The 21,009-nt window shown below is 48.0% G+C and carries 14 protein-coding genes; 4 read left to right on the top strand and 10 right to left on the bottom strand.

The window, feature by feature from the left end; translation table 11 throughout:
• Window positions 1-19 precede the first annotated feature (19 nt).
• Together ABT58_RS00745 and ABT58_RS00750 are read right to left on the bottom strand one after the other, a co-directional pair.
• A complete protein-coding gene (locus ABT58_RS00745) occupies window positions 20-871 on the bottom strand; it encodes a DUF3108 domain-containing protein (protein WP_229821737.1) in 852 nt (283 codons plus the stop codon).
• Window positions 872-1,010: 139 nt separating this feature from the next.
• Window positions 1,011-2,555 (bottom strand): long-chain-fatty-acid--CoA ligase, encoded by a 1,545-nt coding sequence (locus ABT58_RS00750; protein WP_047872429.1) that lies wholly within the window; start codon window positions 2,553-2,555, stop codon window positions 1,011-1,013.
• A 335-nt stretch (window positions 2,556-2,890) separates the two neighbouring features.
• Between ABT58_RS00750 and ABT58_RS00755 the strand changes: the two genes are divergently transcribed.
• Both ABT58_RS00755 and ABT58_RS00760 read left to right on the top strand, forming a co-directional pair.
• Entirely contained in the window at window positions 2,891-3,109 is a 219-nt protein-coding gene (locus ABT58_RS00755) for a hypothetical protein (RefSeq protein WP_047872430.1), read from the top strand.
• A gap of 141 nt (window positions 3,110-3,250) precedes the next feature.
• A complete protein-coding gene (locus tag ABT58_RS00760; RefSeq protein ID WP_047872431.1) occupies window positions 3,251-3,727 on the top strand; it encodes a DUF2947 domain-containing protein in 477 nt (158 codons plus the stop codon).
• A gap of 114 nt (window positions 3,728-3,841) precedes the next feature.
• Here the strand turns inward: ABT58_RS00760 and ABT58_RS00765 are convergent, their stop codons facing one another.
• The 6 genes from ABT58_RS00765 to ABT58_RS00790 all read right to left on the bottom strand — a co-directional run bounded on the left by ABT58_RS00765 (window position 3,842) and on the right by ABT58_RS00790 (window position 14,290).
• The gene (locus ABT58_RS00765; RefSeq protein ID WP_047872432.1) at window positions 3,842-5,857 is read right to left on the bottom strand and encodes a diguanylate cyclase domain-containing protein; all 2,016 of its coding nucleotides are present in this window, start codon (window positions 5,855-5,857) and stop codon (window positions 3,842-3,844) included.
• Entirely contained in the window at window positions 5,854-6,354 is a 501-nt protein-coding gene (locus ABT58_RS00770; protein WP_169749949.1) for a YfiR family protein, read from the bottom strand. Before ABT58_RS00770 ends, ABT58_RS00765 begins: the two co-directional genes overlap by 4 nt.
• Window positions 6,355-6,413: 59 nt before the next feature.
• Window positions 6,414-8,558 (bottom strand): TonB-dependent receptor plug domain-containing protein, encoded by a 2,145-nt coding sequence (locus ABT58_RS00775; protein WP_240478047.1) that lies wholly within the window; start codon window positions 8,556-8,558, stop codon window positions 6,414-6,416.
• Between the two features lie 638 nt (window positions 8,559-9,196).
• The gene (locus tag ABT58_RS00780; protein ID WP_047872434.1) at window positions 9,197-11,191 is read right to left on the bottom strand and encodes a TonB-dependent receptor plug domain-containing protein; all 1,995 of its coding nucleotides are present in this window, start codon (window positions 11,189-11,191) and stop codon (window positions 9,197-9,199) included.
• Window positions 11,192-11,657: 466 nt separating this feature from the next.
• Window positions 11,658-12,485, bottom strand: a complete 828-nt coding sequence (locus ABT58_RS00785; protein ID WP_229821736.1) for a pirin family protein — start codon at window positions 12,483-12,485, stop codon at window positions 11,658-11,660.
• Window positions 12,486-12,628: 143 nt separating this feature from the next.
• Window positions 12,629-14,290, bottom strand: coding sequence for a VRR-NUC domain-containing protein (locus tag ABT58_RS00790; protein ID WP_047872435.1), 1,662 nt, complete (start codon window positions 14,288-14,290; stop codon window positions 12,629-12,631).
• A gap of 162 nt (window positions 14,291-14,452) precedes the next feature.
• Between ABT58_RS00790 and ABT58_RS00795 the strand changes: the two genes are divergently transcribed.
• Both ABT58_RS00795 and ydiJ read left to right on the top strand, forming a co-directional pair.
• Complete coding sequence (locus ABT58_RS00795) at window positions 14,453-15,919, top strand: phosphatase PAP2 family protein (protein ID WP_082210897.1); 1,467 nt, start codon at window positions 14,453-14,455, stop codon at window positions 15,917-15,919.
• 141 nt (window positions 15,920-16,060) lie between these two features.
• On the top strand, window positions 16,061-19,129 hold the full coding sequence (gene ydiJ / locus ABT58_RS00800; protein ID WP_047872437.1) for a D-2-hydroxyglutarate dehydrogenase YdiJ: 3,069 nt from the start codon (window positions 16,061-16,063) through the stop codon (window positions 19,127-19,129).
• A gap of 155 nt (window positions 19,130-19,284) precedes the next feature.
• Here the strand turns inward: ydiJ and aqpZ are convergent, their stop codons facing one another.
• Both aqpZ and ABT58_RS00810 read right to left on the bottom strand, forming a co-directional pair.
• The gene (aqpZ, locus tag ABT58_RS00805; protein WP_047872438.1) at window positions 19,285-19,977 is read right to left on the bottom strand and encodes an aquaporin Z; all 693 of its coding nucleotides are present in this window, start codon (window positions 19,975-19,977) and stop codon (window positions 19,285-19,287) included.
• 130 nt (window positions 19,978-20,107) lie between these two features.
• A complete protein-coding gene (locus tag ABT58_RS00810; RefSeq protein WP_047872439.1) occupies window positions 20,108-20,992 on the bottom strand; it encodes a LysR family transcriptional regulator in 885 nt (294 codons plus the stop codon).
• Between the last annotated feature and the right edge of the window lie 17 nt (window positions 20,993-21,009).

Raw genomic sequence — 21,009 nt, forward strand, 5'->3', positions numbered from 1 at the left:
TTGATCGTAAAAGAAAGGGTCACGGCGAGCGGGTGTTTTTTGTTGTTAACGTCACACCCGCTGGGCAGGTGATTTTCTTGCTCAGCATCACGGCTTTCACATCTAAAATTTTGCGTTGATAGGTGGCGCGAACCAATTGGTAATCCACATCCGGCGAAAACCACATCACTAACTTCCTGTCACTTTTCCTCACTTGTTCGACGCGGATCGCCGAAATTTTTCCAAAATTTGAGTTGATGGTTTCCTTTCCTTTTACTTGAAAGTAGTAGTGGTTCACTTCATCTGTGTCTTGCAATTTGTAGTTGAATTGGGTTTTTCCTTGAATGAGCGCGAGACGCATTTGGCTGCCGACGGCATCACTGTCGAGCAAGGGTTGAGAGGCGCTGGAAAACTCCAGAATCGTGCCATCTTGTGACACCGTTGAACGTTTGCCGTTGTCACTGAATGTGGCCTCGGTGTCCCCCGCGAGTAGCCCTTCAACTTGGCGCGAAAAGCCTTTAGACAGAAAGGATTGTTGTTCCGGTGACCAGTAAATTTGGCTGCGTTGACGAAAGCGAGTTTTGGTCGCCAGCACATTAATACTGCTAAAAGCACTGACTTGCGCTTGTTCACCTTGCCAGCGCAGCGTGCGACTCAGTTGGCCGATTTTCAGGCCATTAAAAAACAGTTGGTACGTAAAGGTTTTATTGCACTGGTGGAAGTCTGGGCTGGGGGCCGCTTGCGTGTGAGACGCAAACAGTAATGTTAATAATATTGATAAGCTTCTGAAGGGGCGTCGAATGCGGGTCAGGCGCGTGAGAAGCCATAGTGCTACGCGCAGTGACGTCAGGTCTTGTTCTATCAAGCCCTGTTGCGTCAGGTTCTGCTGCATAAATCGTACCTGCAAATCCATACCTCAATGTTCTGTGAGCGCATTCAGTATGAAGTTAGCAGTATTTGGGCGGTTATGCCAAAAGGCCAGCCGGTGCGAAACAGGCTGGCCTTGGTATGTGTGACTTTGCTGTATGAGATTATTTCAGCAAGCGTTTCAGGATCTTGCCTGTTGCTGTCATCGGAAGATCGGTGACAATATCAATCAAACGCGGGTATTTATAATCGGCCAAACGCGCTTTACCCCAAGTCACCAATTCTTTGGCTGTGGTCTGGGCGCCGTCTTTTAGTAACACAAAGGCTTTGGCTTCTTCACCATAGGTTTTGTGTGGAATACCAATCACCGCGACCATGTGCACGTCAGGGTGGGTCATGAAGGTTTCTTCAATATCACGCGGGTAGATATTGAAACCGCCACGGATGATCACTTCTTTCAGGCGATCGACCACGAAGACATAGCCGTCTTCATCCATGCGCACGATATCACCGGTGTGTAACCAGCCATCAACGACTGTCACTGCCGTTTCTTCCGGTTTCTTGTAGTAACCTTTCATGACATTGTGGCCACGGATCAACAGTTCGCCTTCTTTACCGCGTGGCACTTCCCGGCCTTTGTCATCCACCACTTTCATGGTCACGCCGGGCAGTGGCTGACCAATACTGCCAGGTTTACGTTCGTATTCCAGATGGTTAAAGGCGGCAACCGGTGAGGATTCTGACAAGCCGTAGCCTTCAATCACCGGTACATTCAGTTTGGTTTCAAACTGTTTGAGGATCTCGACCGGCATCGATGCGCCGCCAGAAATGGCCACCTTCAGGTTAGCGGCGATATCGTCAATGTATTCTGCGCCGTGTTTTTCCGCAAATGCCAGCAAGCCGATGAACATGGTCGGCACACCGGCAAGGTGGGTGACTTTATGCTTTTGCATTTGCTGCATCACGTTTTTAGGGACAAAACGTGGGATCAGTACCAGTGCGCTACCCGCCAAGATGGAGGTGTTCATGATCAGTGACTGACCGAAGGTATGGAACAGCGGCAGGATCGCGATACTGACATCGGTGCCTTTTTGATTGGTCAGAGCCTGACAAGCCTGCGCATTACATAGCATGTTACTTTGGCTCAGTTCGGCGCCTTTTGCTCGACCTGTGGTACCGGACGTATACAAAATCACACAGGTATCTTCTGCATGGCGGTACACGGCGTCAAAGTGGTCTTGATCCGTTTCCAGCCATTGATTGAAGCGATGCGCATCAGCGGGCAGTGGTGAGTTCGCACCTGATTCAATGGTAATAAAGTGCTGGCAACTTGGTGTTTCGCTAAAGCCTTCGTAGCAGAACTCGCCAGAGGGCAGGGTGCAGTTCCCTTCAAAACTGATCAATGCGACAGCATCAGAATCGGCAAGGTGATAGGCCACTTCCGGCCCTTTTAGCATGATATTCAGAGGAACGGTCACTGCGCCCACTTTTTGAATGGCGTAATAGCCAATCACAAAGGCAGGTGTGTTCGGGCAAGAAATCGCGACTTTGTCATCAGGTTGAATGCCAAGCGCAACAAGGTGGTTGGCCACACGGTTAACCAGTGTGTTTAGCGTGCGGTAATTCAGGCTCTCATCATTGAAAATCAGTGCGGTGTCATGACCACGGAATTCGGCGTTGCGTTCAAGGTTGGTGGCTAGGTTGTACATAATGCACTTTTGTTATGGATATTTGCTTTTTATTTTACTCCTATCTGTGGGGGAGATGCGCGTGTTGTGATGAGATAATTGCAGCTAAATGAAAAATTTCAGGGGAATGCGAATTTTTTATGACAATTATTTTTATATTCGAAGCAAGCAGTTAGCGATATGCGGCAAAACGCAGCGGGATTGATGCGGGAAGGCTTTAGCGTAACGTGATGATAAGTAAAAGATTCCAGATATACCCCATAGTGGGTAAATATGATGTCTTCATGGCGCTTATTTGACGATTGTGTTGTCGACTTCTATTTTTAGTTGGGCTCAACAGACAGAGGTGCGGACAGATGAAAAAAATGAACTCAGCATATCGTTTACAAATCATCAGAGAAGTCGCGACGCGTCGGCGTTTAACGTCTCGAGGTGATCCGATGGCTTGTCACATATCTGAGTTACTCGATGCCCACCATGACAAGCCTGCGGTGCCGGATAAACATTTCAACGGCTGCCACTATGACGCCAATATTGGCGGCTGGGTCAGTAACTTGTGGGACCCAAAAAAATAACCTCGCCGAGCGATGTGAGACGCGATAGGTAAGACGGGTAGCAAGCGATCGAAAAGCGGAGGAATATCCGCTTTTTTTGTGCTGGCAGAATAGGGCCGACTCAGGTACATTTCTCTGCGTCATAGATTGTTAGGTCAACGCATGAACTACGTAGAGTTAAATAGTTATACCCGTAAGTGGATTTTCACCCACGCTTCCATGCCAGTTGCAGAAGCGGATTTGGCCCTGATCAAACCGTTTACGCAAGCCCGTGCAGCTCAGTTGTGGGTTGAGCATATCAGTAAGCAAAGTCCGGATGCGGATCATTTCGGTCAAGGTGACTGGGCATCCAACGAGCGTATCTGGTCAGCGGCATTTAACTGGCAACAGGCTTGGGACGGTGATGACGCTGCGCTGCCGACGGAATTGGCGGAATACATTGACTGGGAAGACAACACGACGGTGTTCTTCTGCTATGAAAAATACAACATCATTGAAACCCAGTGGGGCGTATTTAAGCGCAACTGGAAGAACTTCCTGTTTTTTGATGATGGTCCAATGCTGATCGGCCGCAAGAAAAAACAAGCGGTGTGGTTCTCATCAAAAGGTACTTACCGAATGGCACTGCGCAGCGAATAAGTCAGCCAGGTAAACACAGTCAATAAAAAACGCCCCGTTATCGCTTTGCTTTATTACGAGTAAAAGCATATAACGGGGCGTTTTGTTTGGCTGTCGATTTTTTTTGGCTAGCTATCAGCCATAAAGACTATCCGGTTCAGGTAAACCTTCGTTGTATTCGATGATTTGCCCTTTGCCCATCAGTTTGGCTTCGTACATCGCTTTGTCAGCACGACGCAGAATATCGTCCACATCCTGATAATCATCGGCGTGGACATAGTAACAACCAATGCTGGCACCAATGGTAACGGCATGCCCAGAGATCTGCATAGGCTCACAAATGCGTTCAAACAGGCGTTGGCAAGTGTATTTGACGGCCATGGCATCGTGTGCCGCAGACAGCAATACCACGAACTCATCACCGGCCAGACGCGATACCATGTCGGTTTTGCGTACCGTGCGGCGTAGTTTTTCTGCAATGATTTTCAACACCTGATCACCCACATCGTGGCCGTAGGTATCATTCACCCCTTTAAAGCCATCCAGATCTAAGAACAACACCGCAAAGGATTTACGGGTTGTTGCCTGCTGTACCATCTGACTTTGCAATGCCTGATATAACTTCGCTCGGTTTGCCAAATTGGTCAGTGGATCGTGGTTGGCCAAATGTTCCAGACGCTTAATTTCTTTCATCGAGCGCAGATCAGAGGCAATGACGACCGTTTGGCGATCTTGACCGTGGTTATCGGTGATCCAGTTAATTCGCGCCAGCAGTGGCACTAATTCATTCTCAGTGGTCTTAACCTGAATTTCACCGTTCCAGTGGTTCTCCATGACCAGTGAAAATTTAATGTCATCCTGAATTTGTGCGTATTCGTCGGGATCCACTAACTGCAAATAATGTTGACCTAAAATGTCACGCTCCTGATAGCCTGTCAGACGCAGGAAGGTGTTGTTCACCATGCTGACATTGCCATCTTGGCCAAACAGCAAAATCGCATCTTGGCTGTTGTCGAACACTTTCGCGGCCATCTTTTGTTGGCGCTCTGCTTTTTGATGCTCAGTCACATCTTCCACGGCAAACAGGGTTTGCAAATGGTGGTGCAGGGGACGGCTCACGATTTGGTAGGTACGTGTACCGGTTTGGTGCGCACTGTCCAACAGAAGGTGATCGATCTGGCGGTTATTCTGCAACGCACTGCTGAGCAATTGTTGTGTCGCTTCACGTTCAATCGGCTTGAGCACTTCAATGATCGGCAGACCAATCAGACTGGCTGGAGATTGTTTGAATACGCGCTCACAGGCTTTGTTCGCCAGAGTGATCGTACCGTTTGGCTCTGCAACAATCAGGGCATGCTGAACGGTTTCAACCACTTCATCGGCAAAGGCCTTTTCTAAGCCCAGTTCATTCATGGCCTGACGGATTTCATGGTCACGCTGGTTAATCGTGTCCACCATGTTATTAAAGCCGTCAGTCAGTTCATACAACTCATCATTGGTGTACTGGCTTTGTGTCAAAGGCTGGTGTTTATCCCCTTTAATAATGCGGCGCATCCCTTCATTGATCTGGGTGATCGGTTTAACGATCCAATGCTGCAAGCGATTGATGATGTAGAAGCTGTTAGCTAACAGCAAGATCAGCATGAACAAACTGAATTTCAGGTGCGTGATCTGCATTTCTTGCAGCGCATGCAATGACACTGAAATGTGCATGTGCGCGATCTCTTCCTGATCCATCATGATCGGCACGATCAAATACAGCATCTCCTGACCAAACAAGTAACCATTGGTAATGATTTCTTGCTCTTGCTCAAGCGTGGGTTTTACCGCGCCGAATTTGTTATTGGTGTATTGGGCAAACAACTCGTGGCTGTTGAGTTCCAGGCGCGCTTCAACAATGAGTGAGTCTGCTTTTAGGGCAGACAAGATCTCTTGCGCGGAATGGGCATCATTAAACAGCACCGAGGCGGTCAGGTTCATGCCGACACCATTGGCTAACGCCTTGGTGCGTGATAGTAAGTTATCACGTTCAATGGCCAGATAACTCTGGTAACTGATGAACTGAAAGCCAAGGAATACGAGCAAAATAAAGCTCATAATAGGGATAGACAAGCGTTGGTTGAGGCTGAGTTTGGAAATCCAAGAATTCATCGGCTACCCCCAACGCTGTTGGACTTTGGGTCGTTGACTAACGCTATCCTCATAAGTTGTGAACTGACAGAAAGGTTGCCTTTCTCGATGTTCGATAATGATAAAACCGGCTTAACTTGTTGCCCCATGGTACGCAGTTCAATCATGCCACCCACCTGTAAGGTGTCAGTGCTGTCACTGATGGTCAGCAACCCTGGGTATTGCGGTAATGTTTGTAGTATCTGTAGTTTATCGTTAGTGACATACAATAAGTCACATTGCTCACTGGCTTCCGTCAGGGTGTTCATGGTGAGCAATGGGGTGTTTTGTCCGCTTTTGGCGAACAATTTTTCCAATGTCACAGTGGTACTGTCACGACCAATCACACAGAAGGTTGGGGTGGTTTGTGTATTGTCTTCCCAACGGATAAAACTGGCCAGACGGTAAATGTATACCGCCTTAATTTTGTACTCAGAGAAGGCTTGCTGGGCAGTAGACTCTGCGCGTGCAGGCGCCATCATCAGCCCCCAAAGGCTGATGATATAAAACAGAAGTCTATACCGGGTGGTAAAAATCATTACTGAATGTTCCAAGACGCTTTAAAGTAAATAGTTTCTTCAATGGGGGCTTTCCCTTGCAGCTCTGAATAGGCATGTTCACCAAAACCGTCCACAACCAGTTCGACACGCGGCCAATGAGGCTGATGCTGCCAAGCTAGACGAAGATCAACGGTTGAGACAGAAGGCTCTTTATAATACGGGCTTGGTGTGTCGACCGCACTTTTATATTTATACCACAGGTCTAATTGCCAACCTGGGGCAAAATCCCACAAACTTTGTACCGACACGAAGTGCGACGGTTGGTTATTGTATTTTGTTTTAATTCCTGTGGTTAGGTCAATATCGCATGAAAAATGATTACTGCATGTTGCCTCAGTTTGGATGTAACTGTAGCTGGTATTGAGCGTGAGTGACTCAAAAGGAGTCCAGCGGATGGCCGTTTCAAAGCCGTAGTTTTCGACGTCTAAATTGTCGCTATAATTTTCGAGTAAAATAAATACTTCATTAGGAATAGTTGAGCCATCTAGACATTCGCCAAAGGTGCACTCCCATGCACTGTTCCCTTCCATACGGACATTGTTGTATTGGCTGAAGAAAAGGGTACTGTCGATATTGAGTGATGGGGTTGGTGCAAAGCGATGTCCCACATCAATGGTTACGACAGATTCATTTTTAAGCTCTTCATTTGCTTTAGTGATAACAATACCTGGTCTTATAGCGACAACTTCTTTGTCACCATCACCATCAGCATCGCCAAGAATTTCAACATTGCCCAAAAAGTAGGAATCAGTTTTAGTGTCTACAAATGACGGTGTGACGACTGCACGTCCAATGCCTGCCCAAAATTGTTGTCTTGGGCTGTAGGTGTAGAGCAAGCGAGCTTGTGGTTGAAATTCAACAGAATCATTGAGTGAGAAATACTCAAATTTAGCCCCGATGGTGGATGTTAATTTTTCTGTGAGCTGACTTTCCAACTGTGCGTAGGTGTTTAGTATGACGTCGGTGCCTCTTGGATCATTACTGAAGCGTCCCCAAGGTTCAACATGGTTAAGTAGTTCTTCCGGGTAATCCATAAATCGACGGTAAATGGTACGTAAGCCAGCACCCACAGTAAGTTCATGTCTGTCGGTGAGTTGGGTTCGGCCTAGTGTATCGACATCAATGGTATAGAACTCCCCCTGTGCCGATGGTTCATTGGTGGAATTCGCATCTAGCCAAAGGTGTAGCTCGTAGTCCGTTTTTTCGGTTTGTTCGTACCAGTCAAAGCTGGCATACGCGCCACGTGAATAAATATCAATGTCAGTATAGGTAAAGACGTTTGCAGGGTCCTGATAGAAATCGGCGTAGTACCAGTAATGATTAGACTTGGTCTGATAACCACCGGCTTGTACCGTGAATTGGCGGTTCACATCTTCATAATCGGCACGGATCCCACCACGCAGGTTACGCCACAAATCATCATTGATGCTGTAGTAATCGCCAGTTACCCCTTTGACATAGGCGCGAGCGGTTAATTTATCATTAATGGTGGCGCCGTAGCGGTAATTCAGTTCTTGATAGCTGCGTTCACCATACGCCACTTCAGCGTAATGCCCTTGGGTATCACGGCTGTTTTTGGTGATGATATTCACGACGCCATTTGCGGCATTACCGCCCCACATGGTGCCAGCGGTACCGCGAATAATTTCGATTCGTTCAATGTCTTCCAACAGAGTGTCAATGGTATGCCAGAAAGACCCTGACATGAGCGGGCTGTAGACACTGCGGCCATCAATCATTATCAGTAATTTATTGAATAAAACTTCGTTCAGTCCGCGAAGCGAGACTTGCCAGTTGAATTCTGAAATGCGGGTGACCTGCACGCCGGGTGCTAAGGCAAGTGCCTCTGCGACGGAACGTACACCACTGCGACGGATCATTTCATTGGTGATGACATAGGCAGCAGCGGGGATTTCAGATAACGACTGCTCTTTTTTGGCAGCAGAGGTCATGCTGATGTCGGCATTGGATAACTCTTCCAAGCTCATTGCCATCAACAGATCCAGTTCATCGCCATTGGCAGACGTACAGATTAATGACAGAAAAAGAGCGAGCCGTTTTACAGGGAATAATGTACTGATTTGAAAACAATCAAGTGATGACATGCCGACATAAATCCACATTTATTAGACCTATTCATTTTATCAAAAAATGATGTATTTCCTCGTGGTTTAAGAGTGGGTGAAAAATATACAGCAAAGTGATATATCCCTTTACAGAATATTAATTCTGAAATTATCGCGTAATTGTTATGCACTTATTTCTTTATTTAGGCGTAATTTTGACGGGCGTTTAACTTTATACCAATAAAGATGTAGTTGTTGAGCGTATATTGGCATTATTGGTTGCTTTTGACCCAATGTTTATATTGAACGGCCGATAGCGTGTCAAAAAAATGAATGATTGATATTGTGATCAATATCTCTGTTTATTGTGATTTATGAACTAATGTCACTTTTATGCTTTGCATGTTCGAGGGGACATTTGAGTTATATATGTCTCATTTGTAGTGCGTGTACCCGTTGAATAGGACACGACCAATGTGCATAGCGATGTGGGATGAAAGCATAGAAAAGAAACGCTTTATGGTTGTCGTTGTGATTATGCGTGTTGTTGTCGTCGTTACGTGATGGCGGATAAAAAACGAGAGGAGGGAATTTCCCGTTCTTTATCCAATGGATTGAATCTACTGTGAGGTTGTTTGGGTATAAACACCTAAAGCTTTGTACTCTAGATGTTTATATACCGATAAGTGGGGAGGTTATTGAAAATTCCACGAAGCTTTGAAGTAGATGGTTTCTTCAATAGGTGCCAGACCGGGTAAATCGGAATAGGCGTTTTCACCAAAGCCATCGACGACCATTTCAACGCGTGGCCACGTTGATTTATGCTGCCAGGCAAGACGAAGATCAACGGTGGAGATGGACGGTGCCGCATAGTAGCTGTCAGTGCTGACCTCGCTCTTGTATTTGTACCAGAGGTCAAGCTGCCAACCCGGAGCAAAATCCCATAAGCTTTGTACGGATACGTAATGCGCAGGTTGATCGATGTATTTGGTCTTATAACCTGAAACGGCATCTGCACTACAGTTTGTGTATCCTGTACAGCTGGCTTCGGTCTGAATGAAGCTGTAGCTGGTATTGAAGGTCAGCGTTTCAAACGGTGTCCAGCGAATTGCACTTTCAAATCCGTAATTTTTAACATCTAAGTCATCATTATAGCTGTCCAGATAGACCGGAATATTGCTGTGCTGAGTCGGTTGACCAATCACTTCATCGCTTGATACCAAGCGACGTTGATCTTCCATTACGGTGTTGTAATACTGGCTATAGAAGACGGTACTGTCGATATTTAATGATGGCACAGGGCTATAACGGTGACCCATATCCACAGTGACAACACTCTCGTTGCCTAAGTCTTCATTAGCTTTGGTTATCAACATCCCGTTAATTTGGTATTTGCCGTCTTCATTTGGATGGCCATAGCTAAGCTGGTACATATCCGTTTTCGAGGCCACGAAAGAAGGGGTCACCACGGCTCGACCGACACCTGCCCAGAATTGCTGCTCTTCGTTGTATTTATACAGAATGCGCGCTTCGGGTTGTAATTCAACGGTGTCATTGAGCGAAAAGTATTCCACCTTGGCACCCAGAACAGAGGTGAGTTTGTCCGTTAGGTGTGACTCTAACTGCATGTAACCATTGACGATCACATCGGTGCCTTTCGGATCGTGGCTATAACGTCCCCACGCTTCCATGTTGGCATAGAAATTTTCCGGATAAGGTTCTGTATTGCGGTGGATCACGCGAACCCCACCACCGGTGGTTAACTCATGTTTGTCACTGAGTGTGGTACGAGCCAGTGCATCAACATCCGCAGTGTAGAACTCACCTTGTGCGGAGGCTTCATCGGTAAAATTATAGTCTGTCCACGCGTGCAATTCATAATCGGTATCACCCTTGCTTTCATACCAGTCAAGGCTGGCATACAAGCCGCGTGAATACACATCAATGATCGACGGATTAAAGAGAATAGGGCTACCCGGCTGGATATTATCGAAACTGCCATAGAACCAGTCATGATCAGATTTCGTTTCAAAGCCGCCCGCCTGGACGGTGATTTTACGGGACGTATCGTCATAGTCTGCACGGACGCCCCCGCGAATATTGCGCCACTCATCATCATTAATGGCATAGTAGTCGCCAACCACGCCTTTTACATAGCCGCGTGCGGTGAGTTGGTCATTGAAACGCGTGCCGTAACGGTAGTTCACTTCTTGATAATTGCGCTCACCTTGCGCGATTTCCGCGTAGTGTCCTTGGGTGTCTTTGCTGTTTTTGGTGATGATATTGATCACACCGTTAGCGGCATTACCCCCCCACATAGTACCCGCCGTACCACGAATAATTTCAATACGTTCAATGTCTTCAAAAAGTGTATCAATGGTATGCCAGAAGGTACCTGACATTAGCGGACTGAACACACTGCGGCCATCAATCATAACCAACAATTGGTTAAAGAGGATGCTGTTCAAACCACGTAGTGAGACTTGCCAGTTATATTCAGCAATGCGAGTCACCTGTACACCTGGTGCCAGTGCGAGGGCTTCAGCAATAGAACGCACACCACTGCGACGGATCATTTCGTTGGTGATCACGTAGGCAGCAGAAGGGATGTCATTAATCGATTGTTCTTTTTTTGCCGCCGAGGTCATGCTGATATCTGCATTAGATAACTCTTCAAGGCTCATTGACATTAAGAGATCTAACTCTTCAGCATTTGCATATGCTGTTGAACAGGCCAACGACAGCAAAAGGGCTAATCGTTTTACAGGAAAGGCAGAATGAAATGGGGGGAAAATCAGCAAAGACATACCTAAACAATGGTTAATAAATAATAGACCTTCGAATATTATCAAAAAAATTTGTATGTCCTTGTGATTTAAACTGAACAAGAAAAGAAGAAACTTACACAATATATTCTTCTTGGGAATTTATTGTGTGGAATTTATACAATTTGCTGGTGTTGTAGCGGAGACAGGAAGGCATAAATTTGACGTAAATAATAATAATTCTTTCTGCTGAAGGCGAAATAACAAATTATGTTGTTTTGTTGTGCTATTTCTATAGAGCAAATATTCTAAAAATGGCTTGTAACGTCAAAAAAATGAATAGCAGACAATGTGATTGATCTCTCATAAAAATGGCCATATTAACGTAAAGTCATTTTTGTGCCTGCAACAAATTTTCTATGTTTTGGGTCGCTTTTGTCATATTTAGCTCTGAGGAGTGGACAGAGCTGACAGAAGAATAAAAGGACTGTTGCAGGGGTTGTCCCACGACAACAAATAAACGGGTCGCAATTTTGCCCGTGCGAATTTCAATCGGCAGATGTGAGGATTGCAATGTGGCCATTTGTTTCGCTTGTATTTGATTGCCACTGACGTAACTGGTACCCGATTGTAAATAGATAAACCCACTGCTTTGTGCCGCATCGGGTTGGAACGACCAACAGCTATAGGGGGCGATCATCACATCAAGGTAAGTTATGGGAATACTGTACTGCACCGGGCTATTCGCCCCTTTGTAGTGGCCGATAATGACTTTGGTAATGGTGCACTTTTCTTCCACCAGTGGTAGGTGGTGGGCGTCTATGTTGGTACTGCAGGCGGGGGCCATTTCTTTCGAACCGGCAGGCAACACGGTCCATAAACTGAACGCTTCGATTTGACCGTTTTTAGGGGTGAGGGTGTCTTTATGGATAATCCCTTTGCCACTGGTCATGATGTGCACGTCACCACTGGCTAATGTGACGTGACTGCCTGCTGAATCTCGGTGATTGAGTTTGCCGATGACGGGATAACTGATGGCATCAATGCCGGAGTGACCGTGGTAGTCTAATCCGGCTGAATGCATGACGGCTTTCGCTGAAAAATGATCCCAGAGTACAAAGGGATTGAGTTGTTCGTGATCTTTAGGATGGATATAGGCGGTCAGAACGCCGGATTTTTTGCCATATCGAATACTGTGTACTTTTCGTGTGTCTGTCATGATTCGCCACCAACATCATGATATCACCCATCATGGTGGGTCTTATTTTTGTCACCATGTCACTTTTTGTTACTGTGTCATAGTTGATAACAATAATAATAGGTGAGATATCGCGGTTAAGTGGAATAAATCCGCCGTAATTTTCAGTCGATGTCGGCCTGCTGCTCCCACGTGATAAAAGCGACTAGAGCCGGAATATCATGTTGGTCAAAAACCTGTAACCAGCGTAATTGATTGCGTTGCAGGGTATCTCCCGGCCCCTTGACTTCAACCCATTGGTAAGTGTCCTCTTGAAAGAGGATGAGATCCGGAAAGCCACTGCGATTGTGCTTAGGGTCAAACAAGATCCGCGAAAAAATCACACACAGGGCTGAAGGGGGGATGACATGGATTGCCCGCAGCAAGAGTGCCTCACTGAGGGCAGACCAATGTACCCAATCATTACTGATCCCGAATTTCTGCTGGTAAACCGATAGCCACTCTTGCCATACACCTTGTTCGATATCGACTAAACGTCGCTCGATAGCGTCGCGGCGTTGAGCAAAAAACGCCTCCGAGAACATGTCTTTCGGTGAACGTTGGAAAGGGTTGATGAAGGCCCCCGGGAGCGGGGAAAAGATCAGATCCCAAAAAGCCAGACCGAATAAACCACACATTAAGGTGTTTTCGACATATTCCGCGTGCCAGCCTTGTTGCTTGAAATACTCCGCCACCGTGTGTTCGACACGCTCTGTCCCTTGAGGCAGCACCAGTGACAGGGCATGGTAGCTGGGCGGGGATTTTTTCGGTGCGGTGAGCCCCGCCTTTTTTGCCAAGCGTCGGTACAGCGTTTGTGCCACATCCGCTTCTTCTTCATTATGGGGTGAATCCAGTATGGTTTGCGTTAATGCCAGCGCCTCTTGCCATTGCTGTCGTTTATCCAACAGACGAATTTGACGCTCCCGTGAAGGGGGGCGTTGGGTTTGTCGGTACAAAGACAAGGCAATAGCTTGCTGTTCTGTGCTTTCTCCTGCAATACGTTCTATGTCCCGGGCGATATGGTTGATCAGTGTTTGGCGTTTACGTTCCAGTGGCGCCCAGGTAAAGGGTGTCGGTAAGTGTGGTACTAATTCAATCACTTGGTGCAGGTCTTTTTCTGCTTTGGCCTGCCAAAGGGTTTCATTCAGATCGGACAAAGCCAGCCAGTCATCAATCTGCTCTCGATCACTGAAAAAGCGATGTGCACGGTCGAGCGGGTAGCTTTCAAAAGTGTGTAATCCCAGATCGGCCAATACGAATTGGCTGAGATCCTGATGGGTATTGCCAAAAAAGAGCAATAAAAACACCCGTAAATGGGTCGAATGGCAAATCGCGATTAAAGATTCGCAAAAGTCGGCCGCTATCAACCCCTGTGCACATAATGTTTCAACTAATTGTGTTTTTTTAGCTTGTTTGATGGATTGAAGGCATTCAAATCGGTGAAGCAGCTCGGGCTTGGTAAATAATGCGCATACGGTGTCGAGTGGATAATCCAACACGTCAAAAGTAATGAAGTTGACGTCAGCCAATTGCGTGGCAGCTGCATCAATATCCGCGATTTCCTCGTAACGTAATTTGGTTAACCGAAACAGCGGACCTTTGCGGGTCAATAGGCGTAAATAGAGCCGTTGGCTGTCGATCGGCAGGGACAAGAATGTGTGCAGCCAAGCGAGTTCTGCCTCGTTAAGCAGGTCAGGATATTGCGCTTCTACGGTATGGATAAGCGTCAGGAAATTCTCACGATAGTAATCGGTTGGCAATGTGTGTGTTGCTGAAGGAATTTGCATGCGTTTCCTTGACCTTGTGGGCATTAATGAACAGCCGTTGCGGGATGCGGCAAGCAATCGATTGCTTAGGTTTGTTTAAAACAGTTATGATAGTCAATGAGTTAGCAGAGTGTTACGTAGTTTAATCGGTTTTTGTTTTAGTTTGTAGAGTAGGGTTTGGCAATGAACGTCATTCGCTGGTGGTGCATGCTGTGCATGTGCCTTGTAAGTAGTTGGGTCTCAGCTAATGATGTAGCGTCGACACCACCAAAAGATTTGGTTGGTGCGGTATGTATTATTCGTCATAACGACAGTTTAGTGATGATTTCGGAAGTCATTACACAAAAGCTGGCTTTGCCGGGCGGCTATATTGATGAAACCGATACACCAGAGTCAGCGGCGGCGCGCGAAGCGTTAGAAGAAGCCGGGATTTCGGTGCGAGTGGTGGATCTCATCCAATATCGAGGCCGTGCTGCTATTTATGCCTGTCAGGCGGTATCGCCAATTTTTGTGTCATCATTCCGCGATCAGCGTGGCTTTCCGATAGTTGCATCTTGGTATTCCAAGCATTTTGCCACGGAAGTCGATCGCGTGTACCTCGCCGACACGGATAAAGTGCCCTTATCGGATCATCGGTATCCCGATGATGTGCCGTTAATGGAGGAATGGTTAGCCAAAACCCCGAACAGCGAAGTCTTGGTGTATGACCGACTTGATGACACCGTAAATTTATTGCACAAGTATGAGTTAACCTTAATCCAATCGTTGCAGCAGACGGTGGCGCAGTGGCCTCAAACACTTCAGACGTTGTTTGAAGGGGCGATGGCCATCATGAATTTGCCCGGCGAAATTGTTTTCATGCTTTTAGTCGTGGTACTGACCGGGGCATTTACCGGCCCGCAGCGGTTATTAGAATTGTTGTTTGTGATGTTGGTTGGCTTGTTTACCACCTCATTACTTAAGCACGGCATTGCTTCGCCACGCCCATTCTTTGCTCTGCCAGAATTGCAAAAAGTGGATGCGCATGCCTTTGGTTTCCCAAGTATGCACACATTAATGGCGACCTTGTTGTGGGGATGGTTGTGGGATGTCATTACACATTCCCGTTCACGCAGCTGGAAAATCGGCCTTGGCATATTGTTCACGGTGCTGATCCTCGGCCAAGGCGTGGCACGGGTTTGGTATGGTGTGCAGTTTATCAGTGATGTGGTGATCAGCATGATGGTTGGCACCATGATTGTCTCTTCTTTCATTGTTTGGCGTAATCATGAACCGCCTTTAACGACCTATTTGTTGAATCGCTGGTTTTGGTTGGTATTGACGATGGTGGTGGGTACGGCAGCCAGTTATACCTTGGTACCGGCGCAAGCGTATATTTTTACTGTCTTGTTAGGGATCTTTTTATCTGTGGAGTTGGTGGCGAAGCTGTTGAAAGTTACCCCTGTTGTGACGTCACGACAGGCTGCTTGGGTGTGCGTTGCTGTACTGACGGTTACCGCTATTTTATACGGTGCATTTTGGTTTTTTGCCGCCCAGCAAACGTTAAGTATGGTAGTGCTTGGCATAAAAGCCTCCGGATGTTTATTGATCACCTTGTGGCTGATTGTCAGCATCACGACCTTACGTCACAAACTGGGTGTGGTGAAGTAAAGGGATCAGCGAGTTAGGCGGGGATTTCCCGCTTAACATCACACTTTTTTTCCCTCGGTGGGTGAGGTAAAGTGATACGTAAATAGACAGAGAGAAGGCCAGTTGTCATAGGATATGACAGTCAACTGGACAAGGAGAGCAATGTTACCTGCATTAACCCATCAGGACAGTACCGACGCACAGGTATTGTCATTCCTTCATGCGTTGCGCAATGGCGGCTTTCAAGGCGACATTGAGCAGTCGTATGCCAGCCGTTTAGCGGTTGCGACCGATAACAGCGTCTACCAACAAATTCCTCAAGCGGTGGTGTTACCCCGTGACGTCAACGATTTGATCATCTTGGGTCAGATTGGTCAGCAACCGGCCTATACCAGTGTGACGTTTTCTGCCCGTGGTGGCGGTACCGGCACCAATGGTCAGTCGCTCACGCCAGGGGTTGTGGTCGATCTTTCCCGTCATCTGAATCAAGTGCTTGAGATCAATGTGGAAGAGGGATGGGTACGGGTCCAGACCGGTGTGGTGAAAGATCAGCTTAATGATGCGCTGCGACCACACGGTTACTTCTTCTCTCCGGATCTGTCTACCAGTAACCGGGCGACAATTGGTGGCATGATCAATACCGATGCATCCGGCCAAGGCTCATTGAAGTACGGTAAAACGTCGGATCACGTGCTGTCCCTGAAAGCGGTATTAGTTGATGGGTCGGTGTTAGATACCGAGATCTTAACTCAAGGTGATATTAATGCACTGCCGGACGCACCGACGCTCGCCTGTCAGGCATTAAAAACCGCCGCAGCGGTGTGTCGTGATAAGCGTGAGCAAATTGTCGCGAAATTCCCGCCATTAAACCGCTTCCTGACCGGTTATGATTTGAAAAACGTGTTTGATGACACGTTAGCGCATTTTGATATTGCCCGTTTGTTGTGTGGGGCAGAAGGCTCACTGGCGTTTATCGCTGAAGCTAAACTCAACATTACCCCTATTCCGAAAGCCCGCACGCTGGTTAACATCAAATACGACAGTTTTGATTCTGCGCTGCGTAATGCCCCGATGATGGTGGAAGCGCAGGCCTTGTCGGTGGAAACCGTGGACTCGCGGGTATTGAATCTCGCCAAGCAAGACATTGTCTGGCATACCGTCAGTGATTTACTGGAAGATGTGCCGGGCAAAGACATGCTGGGGATCAACATGGTGGAATACGCCAGTAATAATCCGGCAGAAAATAGCGCACAAGTGGCAGCGTTGTGCGCCCGTTTAGACGAGATGTTGGCGGGACAACAACATGGCATCATCGGCTATCAGGTGTGTGATGAGTTAGCGGGCATCCAGAAAATCTACAACATGCGTAAAAAAGCGGTGGGTTTATTGGGAGCCGCAAAAGGCAGTAAGAAGCCTGTCGCCTTTGCAGAAGACACCTGTGTGCCACCGGAAAACCTGGCTGACTTTATTGCGGAATTCCGCGATTTGCTCGACAGCCATCAATTGAACTACGGCATGTTTGGTCACGTTGATGCAGGCGTACTGCACGTGCGTCCGGCATTGGATCTGTGCGATCCGCAACAAGAATTGCTGATGAAAACCATCTCGGATCAGGTGGTGGCGCTGGTGGCTAAATACGGCGGCCTGATGTGGGGGGAGCACGGCAAGGGTTACCGTTCTGAATACGGCCCGGCGTTCTTTGGGGACGAGCTGTTTACCGAATTGCGCCGCATTAAAGCTGCATTTGATCCGGATAACCGTATGAACCCAGGCAAGATTTGTACGCCGCTCGACAGTACGGCGGAGCTGGTTCAGGTCGACGGGGTGAAGCGGGGATACTATGACCGTCAGATCCCGGTGCAAGTGCGAGACAGCTTTAAAGCGGCGATGGAATGTAACGGTAACGGTCTGTGTTTTAACTATGACACCAGTTCGCCAATGTGCCCGTCGATGAAGATCTCCGCCGATCGTCGCCACTCCCCGAAAGGCCGAGCCGGTCTGGTGCGTGAATGGCTACGCCAACTGGCTGAGCAGGGCATTGATCCGATGCAGCTTGAAAAAGATCTGATGGAGAAAGCCCCGACGATCAAACAGATCATCGACCGACTGAAAAACAGCTTCGGCGAGCAGCGTAAAGCGTACGATTTCTCTCATGAAGTGATGGAAGCCATGAACGGCTGTTTGGCCTGTAAAGCGTGTGCCAGCCAGTGTCCGATCAAGGTAGATGTGCCGAGCTTCCGTGCCCGTTTCATGCAAATTTACTACAGCCGTTATCAGCGTCCGGTGAAAGATTATCTGGTCGCGTATGTGGAAAGTTATCTGCCGCTGATGGCTAAAGCGCCGACGGCCTTTAATGCGGTCATGCGTCCTCGCTGGTCACAAATGCTGACAGAAAAGACCATTGGCTATGTCGATATGCCGGCGCTCTCTGTGCCGACACTGGCGACAACCTTGAAAGGCCACGATGCTACGTGGTTTGATTTGTCTGCGCTGCAGGCATTGTCAGCGGATGAGAAGCAAGCGTATGTGCTGATTGTACAAGATCCGTTTACCAGCTATTACGATGCAGATGTGGTGTCAGACTTTGTTGCGTTGGCGGAAAAGCTGGGTAAGAAGCCGGTGTTAGTGCCGTTTAAACCGAACGGAAAAGCTCAGCACATTAAAGGCTTTTTGCGTGAGTTTGCCAAAACCGCCAGCAATACCTCGGCCTTCCTGAATCAATTGGCGGCGCTGAATATTCCAATGGTGGGTGTCGATCCGGCTTTGGTGTTGTGCTATCGCGATGAATACACCGAAATTCTGGGTGATAAGCGTGGCGACTTCCAAGTACTAACCGCCCATGAATGGCTGGGGGCGATGTTGTCGACATATCCTGCCGCCAGCACACACAGTGAAACCCCATGGTATTTGTTCGCGCACTGTACCGAGAAAACCAAGATGCCGAATGCAGAGAAAGAGTGGGCGGCGATCTTCCATCATTTTGGCGCCAAATTAGTCCCTGTTGCGGTCGGCTGTTGTGGCATGGCGGGTACCTTCGGGCATGAGAAAGACAAGCTGGCGATATCGCGCGGGGTCTACGATCTGAGTTGGCAGCCAAACCTTGAACAGCTCGATCCTGAACACTGCATGGCGACCGGTTATTCGTGCCGAAGTCAGGTGAAGCGTTTTGAGAAGATTAAAATGAAACACCCGACCCAGGTGCTGCTGAAGGTGCTGAATGCATCAGCCTGAATGACTTTGATGTGATAGTGAAGAGAAAGGGCGTGATACTGAAGAAAATGCGGCATCGTGATGCCGCATTTTTTCTGTCTACAAAATGAGAATCGTAAAAGGGATAGACAGTGTTAATGCAAACTGCGATCGATAATGATCATATTGATCGGCATTTACTCTTCATCCGGACTTAGCCAGCGGTAAAACCCACCAGCGATAATCGCTCCGATCAAAGGCGCGACCCAGAACAGCCATAATTGCGACATCGCCCAATCTCCCACCCAAACGGCCGGACCGGTACTGCGCGCAGGATTGACCGACGTGTTGGTGACCGGAATACTGATCAAATGGATCAAGGTCAGGGCCAACCCAATGGCTAACCCAGCCATCGCTGGCGTCGCCAGTTTGTGGGTGGCGCCGAGGATCACAATCAGGAACATGAAGGTCATGACCACTTCCGTGATAAAGCCGGACAATAAATCGTAGCCGCCAGGGGAGTGATCGCCATACCCGTTAGAGGCGAGACCGCCTGCCAGACTGAAGCCCGGTTGGCCACTGGCAATCAAATACAGCACGTAAGCACCGAAGATCCCCCCTAGTACCTGAAAGATAATATAAGGGATCACTTCAGCACTGGGAAAGCGTCCTCCGGCCCACAGACCGACAGTCACCGCCGGATTGAGATGACAGCCGGAAATATGGCCAATGGCGTAGGCCATGGTGACAACCGTTAAACCAAAGGCAAAAGCGACACCGAGTAAACCAATCCCCACATCAGGAAATGCAGCCGCCAAGACCGCGCTCCCACAGCCACCCAAGACTAACCAAAATGTACCGACGAACTCTGCCACTAACTTCTTGAGCATGATGATGATTCCTTTTTAAAGACCCGTTGAGAGTATAGAGGGCTTCAATCTGCTTCGTCGGTTGATGAGTGTAAAAAGATCCGACACTCATGCCCAACGTTTGGGCACAAGTGCCGAGTGATGAGGGGATTTAGTGGGATTCGTCGTCCAGATAGGCTTCTAATTGTGCGGCGAGCCATTGGGTTAAAATGCCCTGCGGGCGGTTTTTACTGTGGATCACCCCGTACGGTTGCCACTTCATGGCCTGATAGTGGTTCAGCACTTTTACGGTGCCATCACGCAGGTAATTGTTGATCAGTACAGAAGGGACGTTTGACCAGCCAATACCGTCCAGTACCGCATTGCGCAGGTGTTCATAAAAGGGTAGGGCGATGTAATTGCTAGACGCCGGCGAGACCGCTTTGAGTCCTTCATCGTCGATGGCGGCCAAGGCAAATTCGGTATAACGGGCCAGATCCGCACTGACGACTTTGCTGAGCTGGCTGAGCGGATGCTTGCTGTGCGCGACCGACATCATGCGGATTTGTCCGAGCTTACTGTGATAGTTATGAGGCAGACTGTCTGTGTTGGGCAGTAAACAATACGCCACATCCACCATGTCCAGCTCTACCATTTCATCCAGCTCTGGTGGCGGTGCCATGTACACAGAGACACTGGTATTGGGAAATTGCACCCGCATATCATGCACCAACTGACGCCAGAAGGGTTCCGGCAGGGCATCGTCACGGGCAATACGTAAAGCGGACTCTACCCCTTGATGGTGCTGGGTACATTTGGCGTGAATATCACCGGCAATCATGGCAATGCGTTCGCAGTCATTCTTGATGGATTCACCAATGTCGGTCAGTTGAACCTGATTACCTGAACGCTCCAGCAGGGCGACCCCTAATTCATCTTCCAACGCGCTGAGTGCAGCACTGACCGTGGTGCGGCTTTTACCCAGTTTACGTGCAGCTTCAGCGATGGATCCGCAGGCACCGGTTTCAATTAACATCTCTAATTGGCTGATTTTCATGATTCGTCCACAAAAGA

The organism is Photobacterium aphoticum (genome assembly GCF_001029435.1).
Lineage (GTDB): Bacteria > Pseudomonadota > Gammaproteobacteria > Enterobacterales > Vibrionaceae > Photobacterium > Photobacterium aphoticum.